Genomic DNA, 18854 nt, shown 5'->3' with positions numbered 1-18854 from the left:
CTTAATATGTTTCTAATTGATTCGCACTGTCATTTAGACAGTTTGGACTATACTAATAAAACGCTTGATAGCGTTTTGCAAGAAGCACTACACAATGATGTGAAACATTGTCTAAGTGTTGCAACAACGTTGTCGGGTTATGAATCGATGAAAGCAATGCTAATGCCCTATAAAAAACAGTGCTCGTTTTCATGCGGTATTCACCCTCTCAATTTAGATGATGAACCTTACGATGCCGAGCGTTTTGCCCGCCTCGCTCAAGAAGACAATGTTATCGCTCTTGGCGAAACAGGTCTTGATTATTACTATCAACAAGATAATCTTGAACTACAGCAATACAATTTTATACAACACATTCATTTAGGTAAGCAATTAAAAAAACCAATAATTGTCCACACCCGTAACGCTAAACAAGATACCCTAAAAATATTAAAAGAAGAGCAAGTTTACTCGGGGGTTTTACATTGTTTTACTGAAGATATTGATACAGCTAAAGCTTTATTAGATATTGGTTTTTATATTTCATTTTCAGGAATTATCACCTTTAAAAATGCCGAATCTCTTCGAGAAGTAGCAAGATTTGTGCCATTAGATCGTATGTTGATTGAAACTGATTCCCCTTATTTAGCACCTGTTCCCTATCGGGGAAAAGAAAATCAGCCCGCTTATGTTAGAGAGGTAGCTAACTATTTAGCCGCACTAAAAGGCGTAACTCTTGACACTATTGCACAACAAACTACAACAAACTTTTGTCAATTATTCAATTTACAAGGAGTAATTAATGAGTAATAAATTAACAATCAATTGGGATGACTTTTTAACTAATTATTGGCAAAAAAAACCAGTTATTTTACGTAATGCTTTTAGTAATTTTATCGACCCAATTTCTCCTGAAGAACTAGCTGGTCTTGCCATGGAAGAAGAAATCGAAAGTCGAATTGTTACCAACAAAAATGGGGAATGGGACGCAAAATATGGGCCATTTATCGATTATAGTGACTTAGGTGAAGATCATTGGAGCCTGCTTGTCCAAGCTGTCGATCATTGGCATGAGCAAGCAGCCAGTTTAGTCGAACCATTTAAATGCATTCCACAATGGCAATTTGAAGACCTAATGATATCTTATGCAACCCAAGGTGCTGGTGTTGGCCCTCATATTGATAATTATGATGTCTTTATCATTCAAGGTAAAGGCCGCCGCCGTTGGCAAGTCGGTGATCGCAATCCTAACTATAAACAGTTTAGTGCTCATAAAGCTTTATTACATGTTGAAGATTATCAACCTATTATTGATGAAGAAATCACTGCTGGAGATATTTTATATATACCAATTGGTTTTCCACACAATGGAGTATCGATTGGCGAATCACTTAGTTACTCAGTAGGATTTAGAACCCAAACATCACAAGACTTACTCAGTGGATTTGCCGATTATATTATCGATAATTTGCCTAATGGTATTTTTTATCAAGATCCAGAGTTAAAATTACCAAAAGATCCTTATTTAATTCAACCATATGAAATTGAAAAGCTTCAAAGTCAAATGATTGATTTAATAAAAAATCCTGCTTTATTTAATGATTGGTTTGGTAAACATATCACAATGTCTATGCATGAACTAAACATCATTCCTATTGAACCTGCTTATGATTTAGATGAATTCGAAGCAATTCTCAAAGCTGGAGCTGAACTCTACCGAGTTCCTAGTATCCGTATCTTAAAAATCGGTGATACCGCCTATATCAACGGCAAAAAAATACCTTTACCAATGACAACAATCAATTTGTTATGTGAAACTGAAGTACTTTGCTATGAGCAAATACAAGACGATATAACCTTAGAAGTCATGTTAAAATTTGTTAATCTTGGCTATTGGTATTTTGCCGAAGAGTAAAATTTTCATCTTAACAATATCGGTTACTAAGCTATCGGCTAATATCCGTAAAATGGCAAAATTATCGGCCAATTTGTCTAAAAAATTAGATATTTTTCAATATTAAACAGATAATTTTGCCAAAACAACAATAAATAAAATAAAAGCTGATATTTTTGGATTTTCATTTAGCTTTTTACCATTTTTAAGTATATACTTGCCCCCGCTTTTGAGCCCCTTCGTTTAATGATTATTTAAACAAAATAACGCTTATATTGAACCACTATCTTTTTATTGACTTGAGGTAAACATGAATATTAACGCAAACATGACCAACCAAGCTGAGAGTGAAAGCGCACAAACAACTCCTTATCAAAAACGTACTTTATTTGCATCAACGGTAGGATATGCATTAGATGGTTTAGATATGATGATTTTAGGTGTTTGTTTTAGTCTAATTGCAACCACTTTTAACCTAACTAAACCCGATCTAGGTACATTAACTTCAGTAACATTATTAGGAGCTGTATTAGGTGGAATTCTTTTCGGCGTGCTTGCTGATAAATTTGGCCGTGTTAGAGTATTTTCATGGACAATCTTAATCTTTTCATTATTTACAGGCCTTTGTGCTATTTCACCAAATTACGAAAGCTTTTTAATTTTTCGCTTTGTTAGTGGCCTTGGTCTAGGTGGTGAATTTGGTATCGGCATGACATTGGTATCAGAAAGCTGGCCTAAACATAAACGTTCCAGAGCAACATCGATTGTGGCATTAGGCTTTCAAGTGGGTATAATTCTTGCCGCTTTAACAGTTAATTTTATTGGTGAAGTGCATGGCTGGCGTTGGGCATTTGCTATGGGTGTATTACCAGCACTATTTGTTGCATGGACACGTAAAGGATTAAAAGAGCCTGAAATTTGGCAAAACTTAAAAGACCAAAACAAAAATAAAATTGCTATCGGTAAACTATTTAAATCCCCTAGAATAACAGCTACTACTATTGGCTTAACTATTGCTTGTGCAGTACAAAACTTTGGTTTTTATGGGCTTATGGTTTGGATGCCAAACATGATTGCGACTGAATTAAAACTACCGTTCAAAAACACGATGTTTTGGACCATATCAACCACGATTGGTATGTCATTAGGGATCTTAATTTTCGGCTGGTTGTGTGATAAATTTGGTCGTCGCCCATCTTATATAATATTCTTACTTATATCAGCTATTTCAATATGGTTTTATTTTCACCAAACTGATATGTTAGTTTTAATTCTATTTGGTTCAGTAATTGGCTTTTTTGTTAATGGTATGATGGGTGGATATGGGGCTTTACTGGCTGAACATTACACTACTGATGCCCGTTCTAGTGCTGAAAATATTATCTTTAACGTGGGTCGTGGTATTGCGGGTGTCTCGCAAGTACTTATTGCCTATTTAGCAACTGTTTACTCTATCAGTTATGCATTAGCATTACTTTCTGGAGCTTACTTATTATCAGCAATAGCCTTTATCTTCTTGATCCCTGAAACCAAAGGCAAAGCATTAGAATAATTACATAAAAAAACAGGGCTAAATAGCCCTGTTTTACTAATAAAAGTAATAGTTATTTTTAACTATTTTGCATCACAATCAGAAGGTTTTAAGTGAATACTAAATACCACTTCATCTTTAATATAATAATTATGAATCGCACCATCAGGGAAAGCATTTTTAAAAGCTTTCATTTCACTATTATCTGAACAATAAAGAGTTTTTAATGCATCAGCGGTAATTTTTTTACTTTGGTCAATATCTAACTCATCTTTAGATATATCCATTACATATTTATAGTTAATTGAATTATTTTCTTTATAAAGATCAACTAGGCTTGAATTTGAATTCACTTTTGTTGGTAAGAAACCTTTAGCTTCACTTATATAATTGTCTTGAGCTTTACTTAGATCTGTCTTGGCTGCCTCCGCATCATTAGAAGCTGGTGCAGTTTTGGCTGGCTCACTATTGGCACTGTTATCTGCTGGTTTAGATTTTGAATCATCACAACCGAATAGAGCGGCAGCCATTAGGACAAATGCCGAATATTTTAAACCTTTCATATAAATTCCTTATTATAAAATTAATTAATGATTTAATCAGATTAAAAAGACTATTAAATTGTAAATTATAACTATAAAAAAATATACAACTTTTCATATTGAAAAAGAAAGAAAAAATCGTTCATATACAATATAAAAAAAGGGCTAATACAGCCCTTTAAAATATTATAATTATTGAAAATTAATTAATATGCATACCGCCAGTTACACCATATACTTCCGCGGTGGTATAGCTTGATTCTTCTGATGCAAGATGAACATAAACGCCAGCAAGTTCAACAGGCTGACCAGCACGTTTTAATGGCGTCTGTTTACCAAATTCAGGTATTACTTCGCTTGGTTGACCACCACAGATTTGTAATGGCGTCCAAACTGGACCAGGAGCTACACAGTTGACACGGATACCTTTACCACCTAATTGTGCAGCTAAACCTCGAGTAAAAGCTATAATTGCAGTTTTAGTTGCAGCATAGTCCAATAAATTAGCACTTGGTTGATAAGCCTGAACTGAAGAAGTGGTAATAATCGTTGCCCCTGGTTTTAAATACTCCAATGCAGCTTTAGTTAGCCAAAAGAGTGAAAAAACATTAATTTCAAAGGTTTTTTTAATCTGTTCAGTAGAGAGATGCATAATATCTTCAACGGCTGTTTGTTTACCAGCCACTAAGGTTAGATTATCAAGCCCACCTAATTTTTTATGCGCTTCATCAACTAATTTTTTACAAAATCCCTCATCACTTAAATCCCCAGGAATCAACACTACTTTACGCCCTACAGATTCGATAACTTTAGCAACATCTTCAGCATCTTTTTGTTCAGCTGGCAAATAGTTGATTGCCACATCAGCACCTTCTTTTGCATAAGCAATAGCTGCTGCACGACCAATCCCTGAATCCCCACCAGTAACCAACATTTTTCGACCTTCTAACCGTTGATGACCTTGATAACTTTTTTCACCACAATCAGGCACTGGATTCATTTCATATTGTAAGCCGGGAGGAGTTTGCTTTTGTTTAGGAAACTTGTCATGATGATATTTAGTTATCGGATTATAGGTTTGCTTGCTCATAATTTTCTCCTAAGTTAGACATGTATTTGTAGACAAATTCAATATAACTTAAATGAAATCAATTAATAATCACAAATTCCTATTGCTAGATTTATTTTATATCTTTAAAATATTTAATTAATTCAATTAATTATATTAACCGATAAAACACTGTAAAAATATTAATCATTAATAACCAAAATTTGAGAATAAAGTAACAGTGACTTCCTTGAATGGCCTAGCGAGGACAGAATAGATTTATGCTAAAACCATGACTGATTATAAATTGAACAGCAAAAATAGTGTAACAAATAAATAAACATTAAGCTAGCAACGCCTGCTTAATAATCGCTATTTATTAGTTGAGCAAGCAATCACGACTATAGTTAACACACTTTTCCCTTCAATATAATAGATAAATTTCGCACCTTGATTAAAATATTTTTTTCACCCTTTTCATTTGGGGAATCTCTTTGCAATAACTTTCAACCATTCCCTGACGAATTTGCTGTTTATTTTTTGGCGACATTAAAAACTTTCTAGCTATCCCTTTAATTTTATAATGATAAACAATAATATTATTTTCAGCTGTAACATCAAATAAGATCGTATGAACATCAATAGTAATAGACAATATTTCCTTAATTATACTGATGGCAGCAGCTTTATCATCATCTAAACCATAAGGTTTATTATTTTTTAACGCATTGTATTTTGCATAATTAGCTTGATCGATCAGTTATAATCGCTTCTCGGTCTTTTCAGCTCCAACATTTTACACAAGTCTATCAATTTTCTTATTACCTATCGGTGAATTATCACAACCAAATTGGAGCATAACCAACACAATAAAATAAATAATTGTCTTCATCCATAATCCTTAGCTAGCCTATTTCTTATACCTTCTTTGAAGAATGATCATTTTATCAATTACAGATAATTATTTAACATGACAATCTACCGGGGTTAATTCAACCACGACAATCTCTTTATTATCAATAAAATAATGATAGTTTGCGCCATCAGGAAATGCTGTTTTTAACTGTTGCATTTCTTCATTATTTTCACAATAAGCCTTAAACAAAGTTTGACGGATAGTATCAAGTGTACTTGGCAATAATAACGTATGTTCAGAGGTATTTTTAACCTCATATTGGTAATTAATGATGTTATGATCTTTATCTTTATCGATACCAATCAAAGTCGTTAACTCATCAATCACAATGGGTAAAGCTTTCTTGATGGGTTCAATCATTGCATTTTGTACCGCAACAAGTGATTCATCATTAACGTTATCCACGGTATTGTCTTTTGCTTTTTTACAACCAAACACTAAAAAACTCACTAGCAAAAATGCAACCAATCTAAGTATTTTCATATAAACATCTCTTAATGAGTAATAAATAATAATTAACAATACTAGGTTAAAACAGCTAGCTTACTTTTAAGATCAATGATTAATATTTATACACTAACCAGCCATAAAAAGCCAAATTAAAACCGAAAATAATCTTTTTTTAAGTCTAAAAAACCCCTTTCCTCAAACTTTTTTCAAACAATAAACAAATTAATTAAAGCTGCTTTTGAAAAAAGCATAAAAAATTGTTGCACTTTTTTTTAAAACGAGTATTTTGATTAAACATCTTTCGAAAATGACAAAAGAATTACAAAAGCATTATGATTTTTTCACTCATCGTCGTCCTCATTAACATTATTGTCAGCGTGGTCATTATTCCAACGCGGGGGCGTCTTTTGAGTTAAATATATGGTTACCATATTTCAAAAACCCCCGCCCCAAAAAGCGGGGTTTTTTTTATGAAAAATTTTGACATTAACAATAAATGAGCAAAAGTAACAAGTGAGGAATAAATGTTAGGAACACAGTGGATAGTAAGAACCTTAAAAGAAAAAGGCATTACCACCGTTTTTGGATATCCTGGTGGTCAAATTATGCCTCTATACGATGCACTTTATGATGGTGGAATTGAACACGTATTATGTCGTCATGAACAAGGTGCCGCAATAGCAGCCATTGGTTATGCTCGCGCCACCGGAAAAATTGGAGTTTGTATTGCAACATCAGGCCCTGGCGCGACCAATATTATTACTGGCCTTGCTGATGCATTAATTGATTCAGTACCTGTTATAGCCATTACAGGACAAGTTCCAACCACATTAATTGGTACTGATGCCTTTCAAGAAGTTGATGTTTTAGGCTTATCCTTAGCTTGCACCAAACATAGCTATTTAATTAATGATGCCACCCAGTTGCCAAATACCTTACAAGAGGCCTTCAATTTAGCCAATTCGGGTAGGCCGGGACCAATATTAATTGACATCCCAAAAGATATCCAGCTTGCCGAACATGATTACCAAACCTATTTAACACCGACAACCATAAAAACCCCTTCTGATAATGCTCAATTATATCCAATCTCATCTGACGAGATAGCCCTTGCTAAACAAATGATTGGCCAAGCCGAAAAACCAATGCTTTATATTGGTGGTGGCGTTGGACTATCAAATGCAATTGCTGAAATGCGTGAATTTATGAACTTAACGCAAATACCTAGTGTATCGACATTAAAAGGACTCGGTGTTGCTGATCTTAACAATCCTTATTACTTAGGATTAATTGGTATGCATGGCGCCAAAGCAGCTAATTTAGCGGTACAAGAGTGTGATTTATTGATTGCTTTAGGCGTTAGATTTGACGATCGAGTAACAGGCAAACTCAATGAATTTGCTAAACATGCTAAAGTCATTCATATTGATATTGATCAGTCTGAAATCAATAAATTACGCCAAAGCCATTTAGGATTGCAAGGTGATATCAAACATGTTTTACCAATGCTTCATCAAACTGTCTCTATTAAAGATTGGCACGAGAAAATTAAACAATTGAAGGCGCAGCACCCTACTCGCTATGATCATCCAGGTGAAGCAATTTATGCGCCAGCATTATTAAAACGTATTTCGGAAAGAAGGCCAGTCAACAGCGTAATTACCACTGATGTTGGTCAACACCAAATGTGGACAGCGCAACATATGAGTTTTAATCATCCACAAAACTTTATTACTTCTAGTGGATTAGGAACAATGGGCTTTGGTCTACCCGCAGCTATAGGTGCACAACTGTCCAGACCTGAAGATATGGTGATTTGTGTATCTGGTGATGGTTCTTTTATGATGAACGTACAAGAATTAACCACAATAAAACGTAAAAAATTGCCAGTAAAAATTGTACTAATTGATAATCAACGTTTAGGTATGGTGAGACAATGGCAAGAGCTGTTTTTTAATGAAAGATATAGCGAAACCAATTTATCGGACAACCCTAATTTTCTAATGTTAGCTAAAGCATTTGATATTCCGGGACAAATGATCAGTAAAAAGTCGGAAATCGAATCAGCGCTTGACAATCTATTTAATTCATCTGGAGCTTACTTACTGCATGTATGTATTGATGAACTAGAAAATGTATGGCCACTAGTACCACCAGGGGCAGCAAATGAAAATATGTTAGATAAAAGTAATAAGGAGTAAGTGATGAATCAAATAGCAACACATCAATTTACTATAAAAGCCAATGATAAATTGGGTTCTCTTGAACGCATTTTACGCGTTGTTCGCCACCGTGGCGGACATATACAACAGATGCAAATGCAATCAATTGATAATCATTTATTTATCTTAAATCTAACATTAACTACGGAACGATCACTATCATCATTACAAAGCCAAATTAGCAAATTGGAAGATGTTATAGAGATAGAATAAAGTATAAAATAAACCTTAGTGAAACAATAAGTTAAATAAAAAAAAGTAATTTTTTTAGCAGTTAAACAAACAAAAAAGTGATGTATAATGCTTACCATTAAATGAATAAAAGCAGTATACATGCTTAACAAAAGTAAATTTAAGAGGAAAACAAAAAATGGGTACTACAGCAAAATCTGATTATATTTGGTTCAATGGCGAAATGGTTCCATGGGCAGATGCGAAAATTCACGTAATGTCACATGCTCTGCATTATGGTACTTCAGTATTTGAAGGTGTCCGTTGTTATGAAACTAACAAGGGGCCAGCAATTTTTCGTCATAAAGAGCATGCGCAGCGCCTATTAAATTCAGCTAAAATTTATCGTTTTCCTGTTCCTTATTCACTTGAAGAGATCATGGAAGCAACACGTCAAGTAATTAAGAAAAACAACTTAAAAAGCGCATACATTCGTCCATTAGCATTTATTGGCGATGTTGGTATGGGGGTTATTCCACCAGCAGGTTATCAAACAGATGTTATGATTGCCGCATTCCCATGGGGAGCCTACCTTGGTGAAGACGCCTTAGAACAAGGTATCGATGCAATGGTATCATCATGGAACCGTTTTGCTCCAAATACCATTCCAGCAGCAGCAAAAGCTGGTGGTAACTACTTATCATCACTACTTATCGGATCTGAAGCTCGTGCTAATGGCTTCCAAGAAGGGATTGCATTAGACGTAAACGGTCAGCTTTCGGAAGGTTCAGGTGAAAACCTATTCATCGTTAAAGACGGTATATTATTTACCCCATTACTATCATCATCTGCACTTCCAGGAATCACTCGTGATGCGATCATTACCCTTGCTCGTGATCTAGGCATTGAAGTACGTGAACAGACTCTGTCTCGTGAATCACTTTATCTTGCTGACGAAGTGTTTATGACCGGTACTGCAGCCGAAATCACACCAGTACGAAGTGTTGACCGTATTCAAGTTGGTATTGGTCGTTGTGGCCCAATCACTAAACAAATCCAACAGACATTCTTCGGATTATTCAATGGCAAAACTGAAGATAAATATGGTTGGTTAGATCTAATTAAATAAGCATTAATAAGAGCCGCCGATTAAGATTAATTCGGCGGTGTCATCATTTTACTATTTATTAAGAACTCAAAAATGTACCGATAGAAATCGGTCACTTGCATTAGGAAAAATTGGGAGCAACAAATGCCTAAATATCGTTCAGCAACCTCAGTTGAAGGTCGCAACATGGCAGGCGCCCGCGCCTTATGGCGTGCAACAGGCGTAAAAAATGAAGACTTTGGTAAACCCATCATTGCAGTGGTTAATTCATTCACACAATTCGTACCTGGCCATGTCCACTTAAAAGATATTGGTCAACTAGTGGCAAAAGAAATTGAAGCTTGTGGTGGTATTGCCAAAGAGTTTAACACTATTGCTGTTGATGATGGTATCGCTATGGGCCATGGTGGTATGCTTTATTCCTTACCATCTCGAGAACTCATTGCCGATTCAGTTGAATATATGGTTAATGCACACTGTGCTGATGCTATGATCTGTATCTCAAACTGTGACAAAATTACCCCAGGGATGTTAATGGCATCACTGCGTTTAAACATTCCAACTGTGTTCGTCTCTGGCGGTCCAATGGAAGCCGGTAAAACTAAACTGTCAGATCAAATCATCAAACTCGACTTAGTTGATGCTATGATCCAAAGTGCTAACCCAAATGTTAGCGATGCCGACAGCGAGGCTATTGAACAATCAGCCTGCCCGACTTGTGGATCATGCTCTGGAATGTTTACTGCTAACTCAATGAACTGTTTAACCGAAGCATTAGGTCTCTCTTTACCGGGTAATGGCTCACTGGTTGCCACCCACAAACAGCGTGAACAACTTTTCTTAAATGCGGCTAAGCGCATTGTTGAAATAACCAAACAGTATTACGAACATGATGATGTAGCTTATTTACCTCGATCAATTGCAACTAAAGCTGCTTATGAAAATGCTATGTCACTTGATATCGCCATGGGTGGCTCAACAAATACCGTATTACATTTACTTGCCACAGCGCAAGAAGGTGAAATAGACTTTACCATGTCAGACATTGACAGATTATCACGTAAAGTTCCTCATTTATGTAAAGTTGCACCAAGTACCGCAATTTATCATATGGAAGATGTCCACCGTGCTGGTGGTGTGGTCTCTATCATGTCTGAATTGGACAAAGCAGGATTACTAAACCGTAACGTACATAACGTACTTGGTTTAAGTTTACAAGAAACCTTTGCCAAATATGATATTACGCAAACAACTGACGAAGCCGTTAAAAAAATGTATCGCAGTGGTCCAGCAGGCATTCGCACCACCAAGGCCTTCTCTCAAGATTGTTATTGGGATAGCTTAGATGATGATCGTGAAAATGGCTGTATTCGTGATAAGGCACATGCTTATAGTCAAGATGGTGGATTAGCAACCCTTTATGGTAACGTCGCCCAAGATGGCGCTATTGTAAAAACCGCTAGTGTTGCTGCCGAAAACCTAGTCTTCCGTGGTCCAGCCAAAGTTTATGAAAGTCAAGAAGATGCCGTTGATGCAATTTTAGGTGGCAAAGTAGAAGCAGGCGATGTGGTAGTAATTGTCTACGAAGGACCAAAAGGTGGGCCAGGTATGCAAGAAATGCTTTATCCGACAAGTTACTTAAAATCAATGGGGCTTGGTAAAGCCTGTGCATTAATCACTGATGGTCGTTTTTCTGGTGGTTCATCTGGATTATCTATTGGTCACATTTCACCTGAAGCCGCTAATGGTGGGGTGATTGGTCTTGTTCGTGACGGCGATATTATCGATATCGACATCCCAAATCGTACATTAGAACTCATCGTACCAAAAGATGAATTAGAACGTCGCCGTTTCGCAGAACTTGCTCGTGGTGATAAAGCCTTTACTCCTCATAATCGTGACCGTTATGTCTCATATGCACTAAAAGCTTATGCTAGCTTAGCAACTAGTGCAGACAAAGGTGCGGTACGTGATAAAAGCAAATTAGGTGGTTAATGTGAATCAACAAGCTAACAAACTAACCGGCGCTGATTATTTAAAAGCTACACTATGCAGTGCCGTGTATGATGTCGCCCAAGTGACGCCACTGGAACATATGGAAAAAATATCCACTCGTTTAAAAAATCAAATTTTTGTTAAACGGGAAGATCGTCAATTAGTCCACAGTTTCAAAATTCGTGGCGCTCAAGCCATGATAGCCAGCTTAACCCCCGAAGAACGTAAATGTGGCGTAGTTGCCGCATCAGCCGGTAATCATGCCCAAGGCGTTGCATTTTCAGCAACTAAATTAGGGATTAAATCGTTAATTGTCATGCCATTAAATACGGCTGATATCAAAGTCGAAGCCGTAAAAGGCTTTGGTGGTGAAGTACTACTCTATGGAGCCAATTTTGACGAAGCTAAAGCCAAAGCAATGGAACTGGCTAAGCAACAAAATCGGATATTTATTCCACCTTTTGATCATCCACTAGTTATCGCAGGTCAAGGCAGTATAGCTATGGAACTGCTACAACAAAATGCCAAGCTTGACCGCATTTTTGTGCCCGTCGGTGGTGGTGGACTCGCTGCTGGTATTGCCGTATTAATTAAGCAAATCATGCCATCAATCAAAGTGATTGCGGTTGAACCTGAAGATGCTGCCTGCTTGAAAGCGGCTTTAGTGGCAGGACATCCAGTCGATCTTGATCGGGTTGGTTTATTTGCTGAAGGTGTTGCAGTTAAACGAATTGGTGATGAAACATTTAGACTCTGTCAGCAATATATTGACGATATCATTACTGTTGATAGCGATGAAATCTGTGCGGCAGTTAAAGATCTATTTGACGACGTGCGGGCCATTGCAGAACCATCGGGTGCAGTAGCATTAGCTGGTCTAAAAAAGTATGTCGAACAAAATAACATCTGTAGTGAAAATTTAGCCCATATTTTATCTGGCGCTAACTTAAACTTCCATAATCTACGATATGTATCTGAACGTTGTGAATTAGGTGAAAAACGTGAAGTACTCTTAGCGGTAACTATACCTGAACAAAAGGGTAGCTTTTTAAAATTTTGCCAATTATTAGGTGGACGAGCAGTCACAGAATTCAACTACCGCTATCATGACGATAAATCGGCTTGCGTTTTTGTTGGCGTTAAAATTGCTAGAAGCAATGAAAAAGACGAAATCATGCAAGAACTCAGCGCAGCTGGTTATCAAGTTGTCGATCTCACTGATGACGAAATGGCCAAACTACATGTTCGTTATATGATTGGTGGTAAACCATGCCAACCTCTTAACGAACAAGTTTACAGTTTTGAGTTTCCTGAATCACAAGGTGCATTGCTTAAGTTTTTACAAACGCTAGGTACTAATTGGAATATATCAATGTTCCATTATCGTAGTCACGGTACCGATTATGGCCGAGTACTAGCTGCTTTTGAAATTGATAAAGCCAGCCATACAACCTTTGCCAAACATTTAACCGAGTTGGATTATGGTTTTAATAATGAAACTGAAAATCCATCACTTAAATTATTCTTAACCAATGAATAATTCAACAGCCCCTAATAAATTAGGGGCTGTTTTGCCTAATAAATAACATAATTTATAAATTAATAATGATAATTTTTGGCAATTAAATAGACTCAAAAACGCCGTTCCTCACATTTTTTTGCCAATAATTATCTTTCGATTATTATGTGATATGCACTAAGTCATTTAGTATAGGAAATTAATTATGTGTCGCCCAACCTTTAAATATCATCCTAATGCCTACGAACTTGATATATTTATTCATGAAGAGGGGGAGTGTTCGGTCTGTAATCAATTACGCCATCTTAAATATTCAGCAGATTTTTATAGTGAAGAAGAACCAGAATATATTTGCCCATGGTGCATAGCTAATGGCCTAGCAGCGGAAAAATTTGCTGGTTCATTCAATGATTATATTGGCGTCGAAGTTATACCTAAGGATAAACTTGATGAAGTGTTATATAGAACACCAAGTTATATATCTTGGCAACAACAAGTATGGCTATCACATTGTAATGAACCATGTGCTTTTTTAGCTTATGTTGGTGCAAAAGAGATATTACCTTTTTGGGATGAGCTTATTGAAGATATAGAACAACAGGAACTTTCTGCAGATTTTGTTAAAGCCAATTTATCCAAAGATGGGAATATGGCTGGATATTTATTTGAATGTCTTCATTGTTCAAAAAAGCGATTACATATTGATTTAAATTAATATTATTTATTAATAGATGAATTTGGTAAACTGATTTAATTAGCATTTATAGAATAAAAAACCCTCATGCGAGGGTTTTATTATTTAGTTAGGTTCTTATTTTTCTAATTTCATTCTATTGCTTAAATCTTCATAAATAATTGATACACCATTATCAAATGCAGATGACACAGAAACATCAGATAATTTAAAAGTGTTTTCTTTTCCAGCTAACAGTGTGTAAGTCGATACAGTCATTGGCTTACCATTTAGATATGATGCATGAGCAACAATATCAACATTTTCGCTAGTATCATTTTTAAGTGTTATTGTTACTGATGGCTGTATTTTAGACATTCCTGACTTACTGACTTTGTCAATTTTAGTTTTTAAGTTTGGTGACATTTTTACCACCAGACCTCCACCAAAATCAGCATTAGCCAATTGGATATCACCAGTTAACTCTTTACCACCAACAGTGATAGGAATTTCAAATAACGCTTTTGAATCCATTTTTTCTCTATAACATTCAATATATTTGGCATCACCAAATACTTCTGTTATCCCCTTTTTAGCTTGGATTAAGCTAGATGATTCATTACGAGAATCTTTATAATCAGCACATGCTGTCACTTCTACAATTAATTTTGATGAAATAGTTTTCGCTGTATCACTATTTATGTCGCTTAAATTTACGGTTGGAGCCAATTCAACTTTACAGCCAGTTAATAACACCACTGACATTAAAGACATAAGTACTTTTTTCATGTATTACTTCCTTTTATTAAAACAATCTCATTAAGGTTATTGAATTAGATTTAATTAGTAATAATTAAAGTTAAGATTATAACTAAGATATATAACGATATATTACATAATAATGATTCCAATCAAATCGGCAAATAACCACTTTGTATAGTAGCAATTGTGTAAATAGTTTTTAATTATATGATAGTTATAAAAATAATATTATTAACTGAAAAATATACCATTCAAAATTATCCACTAACTTCAGTTAATCCCATTGAAATAATAAATATTAGAATATAACAATAAAGATTATCTACTAAGGATCTAGCGAAGACGATTGATCAATCCAATAGAGATTATGAAATTTTAAATGGAAAACATCAATTGCCTTAACAACGATAAAAAATCTAAATCATATATTGAATATTTCATTTGTGATCTTAATTAGATAATTTGTATTGAGATAACATTGGGCGTAATCAATAGCTGATAATAAGTCTGAAAACGCCCCTATAATCAAATTTTTTAACAATTAGAAACTAATATGATCAATATATCCTTTCACTATATTGACACTATTAGTGAATAATTTTTTTTCGTTGTCATTAAAATTAAGTTCAATAACTTTTTTAATACCATGTTGATCTAAAATTGCCGGTACGCCTATTGCCAAATCTTTATAACCATACTCACCATCTAATACACAACTAAGAGCTAATGCTCGGTGACTATTGGTAAAAATATGTTGGCAGATCTCTGCAATAGTACTAGCTATACCATATTCAGTACAATGCTTATATTTGGCTATTTCAAAGCCTTTGTTTTTTGCTTTTAGCCCAATATCATTAAAATCGATGTTTTTACTTTCTAAATCGTTGAGATTGATACCATAAACCGATGAGTGTGACCAAACTGGAAATTGGGAATCACCATGCTCGCCAACAATAAATGCATCAATACTTTGTGGACCAATATCCATCTGTTCTCCTAATAGTCGTCGTAAACGCACGGTATCAAGCCAAACACCAGTACCAATAACTCTATGACGAGGTAAACCAGATAACTTCCACACTTGATAAGTAATCGCATCACACGGATTAGTAGCAATTAAAAATATCCCTTTAAAGCCACTTTTCATCATACTAGGAATAAGATTAGCCATAATTTTAGACGTACCTACAAGTTCTTCAGCCCTGCTTTTTTGCGCTAATCCGGAGGTAACTGTAATTACTGCAATATCAATATCGGCACAGTCCGTCGATTCACGCAAACTGACTTTAATCATATTTTGTCGATATGCTGCGGCGTCTAATAGATCTTGCCCATGACCGTAAGCTAAATCCTTATTAAGATCAACCAGTGCAATTTCTTCACAAAAGCCACGATTGACCAATGTATAAGCGGTAGTTGAACCAACATTACCTACACCAATAACCATTACTTTACGCAGTTTCATATTTAAATCCACCTTTTTAAATTACTGATTTTTAAGTTGTATAAATATCGTTGATTACTTCACTATCATATACCTTTACCATTAATAAGCAAGGAGCAGCAAATAGTTGATATAAATCGTTTTTAATAATAATTATTCGATAATAACAATTACTAATTTGAGTAACCTATTTTATTCTGTTAGGCTGTTTGTGAATATATAAGGAAAAGAAAGAGAAAAGAGATGAAAAAGAAAAAATTAATTACATTATTATCCCTAGTTATGCCATTAACGGTTAACGCTTTGAATTTACAAGGTACACAAACTTTTACTGATGAAGTAAATATTCCGGAAACACATAATTTCGAGAGTTTTAGAGATAATGTTACATCGGCAATAAATATAACTTCTGGAAGTAATACTGTTTTTGAAAAAGATGTTAGCATAATTATGTCCAGAGATGATTTACACAATCTTGATGATAAGTTTAATATTTCAGGTATTAGCGCATTTTCACCGTGGTCTCCGATAGGAGAATCATTTGTTGTATTTAATGGAGATCTTAACATTGAAATGAACGGCGAGAAAATGAATGCTATTTCTTTATTAGATAAAAATGTCAACTTGACTGTTAATGGAAAAGCAAATTTAAGATCTAAAAGTAGCGAAGATGATGAGACTATTTTTATTATGGGAGGAAGTAGTATAACATTTAATGATGAAACACATATAGATAGTGATATTGATGCTATTTTTCTATCAGGAACTGGTTCAAATGTGACATTAAATGGTGAATCTTATATCAATGGTAATCTTTTTATTAATAGCGGTGCATTATTAGAAATCAAAAATAAATCCATTATAAAAGGCGATATATGGGCTGAGTTTGGTGGTAAGGTAATTCTAGATTTAGCTGCGGGCTCTAAAATTGTCGGGGAAGTTTCAGCATTTGGAGACCCTGATGATCCTGACGAGCCTAATCAAGATACCACAGGAATTATAAAAATGAATCTAGCCAAAGGCTCTTCTTGGGAACTTGATGGTTACGATTCTTATTTAACTGAATTATCAGGACAAGGAAATATAATATTTACTAATATTGAGAATGATAATGATGACTACTTTGGTGAGCTCGTTATCGAAAATTTAAAAGGAGCTTCGACGTTTAATTTACGTACCGATATTGCCGCTCAACAAAGCGACAAAATTATTATCTCAAAATCATCTGATACCAATCGAACAGTTTCAGCTGAAGGAACCCATACGATTAACCTAATTAATAATGGTTCTGCAAAAACTACTGGTAATGAAAAGTTAACTCTAGTTGAAATCGATGAGAATGCGACAAATACAGCAGAATTTAAAACTAATCATGATGTAGAACTCGGTGGTTATCAATATAGTTTAAATAAAGAAGGGAAAGATTATGTCCTCACAGGACAACCGATTACCTCATCGGCTATGGCGAGTGTTAGTTTTCTTAATGCTAACTATTTGATGAGTTATGTTGAAACTCAAACCCTTTTAAAACGTTTAGGTGATATGCGAACTAGTGGCGAATTTGGTGATGTTTGGTTACGTGGTTTCACCGGTAAATTAGATTCATTTTCTAGTGGTAAATTAAGTCAATTCGATATGCGCTATCATGGTTTCCAATTTGGGGCTGACAAACAGTTATCTGAAAGTTCACCATTTGTCATTGGTACTTTTGTCGGACAGACTTATGGTGACCCAAATTATCGTAAAGGTGATGGTTCACTGCGTTCATTTAACGCCGGTCTATATGCAACTTATTTAGATAATAGTGGCTTTTATATTGATGGTATTGCCAAATATGACCGTCTAAAAAATCAATTTAAAGTTAGAGATACAGCGAATAATCGTGTACAAGGTTCAGGACATTCCAATGGAATTGGTGTATCAATGGAATTAGGTCAGAAATTTAAAATTAATGATTTCTATATCGAACCACAAACACAGTTATCATATAGTCATCAAAATGGTACTACGATTAATGCTTCTAATGGCCTTAATGTTAAATTAGGCAACTATAATTCATTACTAGGCCGAGCATCAGCTCTATTTGGTTATGAATATAAATCAGATAAAAATAGCATCAATCTCTATGCTAAAACCGGTATTGTAAGAGAGTTTGATGGTGATACTTACTATAAACTAAATAACCATAAAGAAAGCCATTCATTTAAAGGCAATTGGTGGAATAATGGCGTTGGTATAAACGCTCAAATAAATCAAAATCATAATATTTATTTAGATTTAGAAAGCTCACCAGGGAATAAATTCGATTTATTACAAGTTAATGGTGGTTACCGCTATTCGTTCTAATGCATAACTTTATTTAAATCGATCATATCAATCACACGCTGATTAACTGAGCGTGTGATTTTTTCAATTATCATTAAGTTTAACACTACATTAGCTATCAATCTAATAGATGTATCTATCTACGCTTTTTTTGTATCTTTATTTAACATTAATAGAATTAGTTATAAAAAATAATTTGACTTTCACTAATTAAATGATAATAATTCTCATTAACATTTAAATGTTACGGTTTTGTTATTAATAATTTATTTAGA

Annotated in this window: 16 protein-coding genes; 10 read left to right on the top strand and 6 right to left on the bottom strand. The window is 34.8% G+C overall.

The genetic code is table 11. The features are described 5' to 3' along the window. Positions 1–6 precede the first annotated feature (6 nt). The 3 genes from H3S74_RS00595 (at position 7) to H3S74_RS00585 (ending at position 3425) form a co-directional block, all read left to right on the top strand. Positions 7–789: a YchF/TatD family DNA exonuclease gene (locus H3S74_RS00595; RefSeq protein ID WP_198221859.1), complete on the top strand. Its 783-nt coding sequence runs from the start codon at positions 7–9 to the stop codon at positions 787–789. Beyond that, the gene (locus H3S74_RS00590; protein ID WP_198246956.1) at positions 782–1894 is read left to right on the top strand and encodes a cupin domain-containing protein; all 1113 of its coding nucleotides are present in this window, start codon (positions 782–784) and stop codon (positions 1892–1894) included. Before H3S74_RS00595 ends, H3S74_RS00590 begins: the two co-directional genes overlap by 8 nt. A 289-nt stretch (positions 1895–2183) precedes the next feature. After that, complete coding sequence (locus tag H3S74_RS00585; RefSeq protein WP_110448299.1) at positions 2184–3425, top strand: MFS transporter; 1242 nt, start codon at positions 2184–2186, stop codon at positions 3423–3425. 62 nt (positions 3426–3487) lie between these two features. Here H3S74_RS00585 and H3S74_RS00580 read toward each other — a convergent pair whose 3' ends face one another. From H3S74_RS00580 to H3S74_RS00565, 4 genes are all read right to left on the bottom strand, one after another. Then, positions 3488–3967: a hypothetical protein gene (locus H3S74_RS00580; RefSeq protein ID WP_110448300.1), complete on the bottom strand. Its 480-nt coding sequence runs from the start codon at positions 3965–3967 to the stop codon at positions 3488–3490. Positions 3968–4148: 181 nt separating this feature from the next. Next, positions 4149–5036, bottom strand: coding sequence for an SDR family oxidoreductase (locus tag H3S74_RS00575; protein WP_198199166.1), 888 nt, complete (start codon positions 5034–5036; stop codon positions 4149–4151). Positions 5037–5448: 412 nt separating this feature from the next. After that, positions 5449–5649, bottom strand: a complete 201-nt coding sequence (locus tag H3S74_RS00570) for a hypothetical protein (RefSeq protein WP_198199165.1) — start codon at positions 5647–5649, stop codon at positions 5449–5451. Positions 5650–5955: 306 nt separating this feature from the next. Then, positions 5956–6393, bottom strand: coding sequence for a hypothetical protein (locus tag H3S74_RS00565; protein ID WP_110448302.1), 438 nt, complete (start codon positions 6391–6393; stop codon positions 5956–5958). Positions 6394–6884: 491 nt separating this feature from the next. Between H3S74_RS00565 and ilvG the strand changes: the two genes are divergently transcribed. The 6 genes from ilvG to H3S74_RS00535 all read left to right on the top strand — a co-directional run bounded on the left by ilvG (position 6885) and on the right by H3S74_RS00535 (position 14090). Beyond that, a complete protein-coding gene (ilvG, locus tag H3S74_RS00560) occupies positions 6885–8561 on the top strand; it encodes an acetolactate synthase 2 catalytic subunit (protein WP_198246955.1) in 1677 nt (558 codons plus the stop codon). Between the two features lie 3 nt (positions 8562–8564). Further along, positions 8565–8795 carry an acetolactate synthase 2 small subunit gene (gene ilvM / locus H3S74_RS00555; RefSeq protein ID WP_110448304.1) on the top strand — a complete coding sequence of 77 codons (231 nt, stop codon included), beginning with the start codon at positions 8565–8567 and terminating at the stop codon, positions 8793–8795. Positions 8796–8952: 157 nt separating this feature from the next. After that, positions 8953–9882, top strand: coding sequence for a branched-chain amino acid transaminase (locus H3S74_RS00550; protein WP_110448305.1), 930 nt, complete (start codon positions 8953–8955; stop codon positions 9880–9882). Between the two features lie 123 nt (positions 9883–10005). Beyond that, entirely contained in the window at positions 10006–11856 is a 1851-nt protein-coding gene (gene ilvD / locus H3S74_RS00545) for a dihydroxy-acid dehydratase (RefSeq protein ID WP_198246954.1), read from the top strand. Position 11857: 1 nt separating this feature from the next. Continuing rightward, on the top strand, positions 11858–13396 hold the full coding sequence (gene ilvA, locus H3S74_RS00540; RefSeq protein ID WP_258334371.1) for a threonine ammonia-lyase, biosynthetic: 1539 nt from the start codon (positions 11858–11860) through the stop codon (positions 13394–13396). Positions 13397–13580: 184 nt separating this feature from the next. Next, the gene (locus H3S74_RS00535; protein ID WP_198246953.1) at positions 13581–14090 is read left to right on the top strand and encodes a CbrC family protein; all 510 of its coding nucleotides are present in this window, start codon (positions 13581–13583) and stop codon (positions 14088–14090) included. A 96-nt stretch (positions 14091–14186) separates the two neighbouring features. Here the strand turns inward: H3S74_RS00535 and H3S74_RS00530 are convergent, their stop codons facing one another. Together H3S74_RS00530 and H3S74_RS00525 are read right to left on the bottom strand one after the other, a co-directional pair. Beyond that, positions 14187–14837 (bottom strand): hypothetical protein, encoded by a 651-nt coding sequence (locus tag H3S74_RS00530; RefSeq protein ID WP_198246952.1) that lies wholly within the window; start codon positions 14835–14837, stop codon positions 14187–14189. A 514-nt stretch (positions 14838–15351) separates the two neighbouring features. Then, positions 15352–16275 carry an L-lactate dehydrogenase gene (locus H3S74_RS00525; RefSeq protein ID WP_198221869.1) on the bottom strand — a complete coding sequence of 308 codons (924 nt, stop codon included), beginning with the start codon at positions 16273–16275 and terminating at the stop codon, positions 15352–15354. 222 nt (positions 16276–16497) lie between these two features. Between H3S74_RS00525 and H3S74_RS00520 the strand changes: the two genes are divergently transcribed. Then, positions 16498–18600 (top strand): autotransporter outer membrane beta-barrel domain-containing protein, encoded by a 2103-nt coding sequence (locus H3S74_RS00520; protein ID WP_198246951.1) that lies wholly within the window; start codon positions 16498–16500, stop codon positions 18598–18600. The last annotated feature ends 254 nt before the right edge of the window (positions 18601–18854 follow it).

The sequence above is a fragment of the Gilliamella sp. W8126 genome (assembly GCF_016102185.1).
In the GTDB taxonomy this organism is placed as follows: domain Bacteria; phylum Pseudomonadota; class Gammaproteobacteria; order Enterobacterales; family Orbaceae; genus Gilliamella; species Gilliamella apis_A.
Note: the sequence above shows the minus strand (reverse complement) of the source record. Positions and strands in the feature narration are given on the sequence as shown.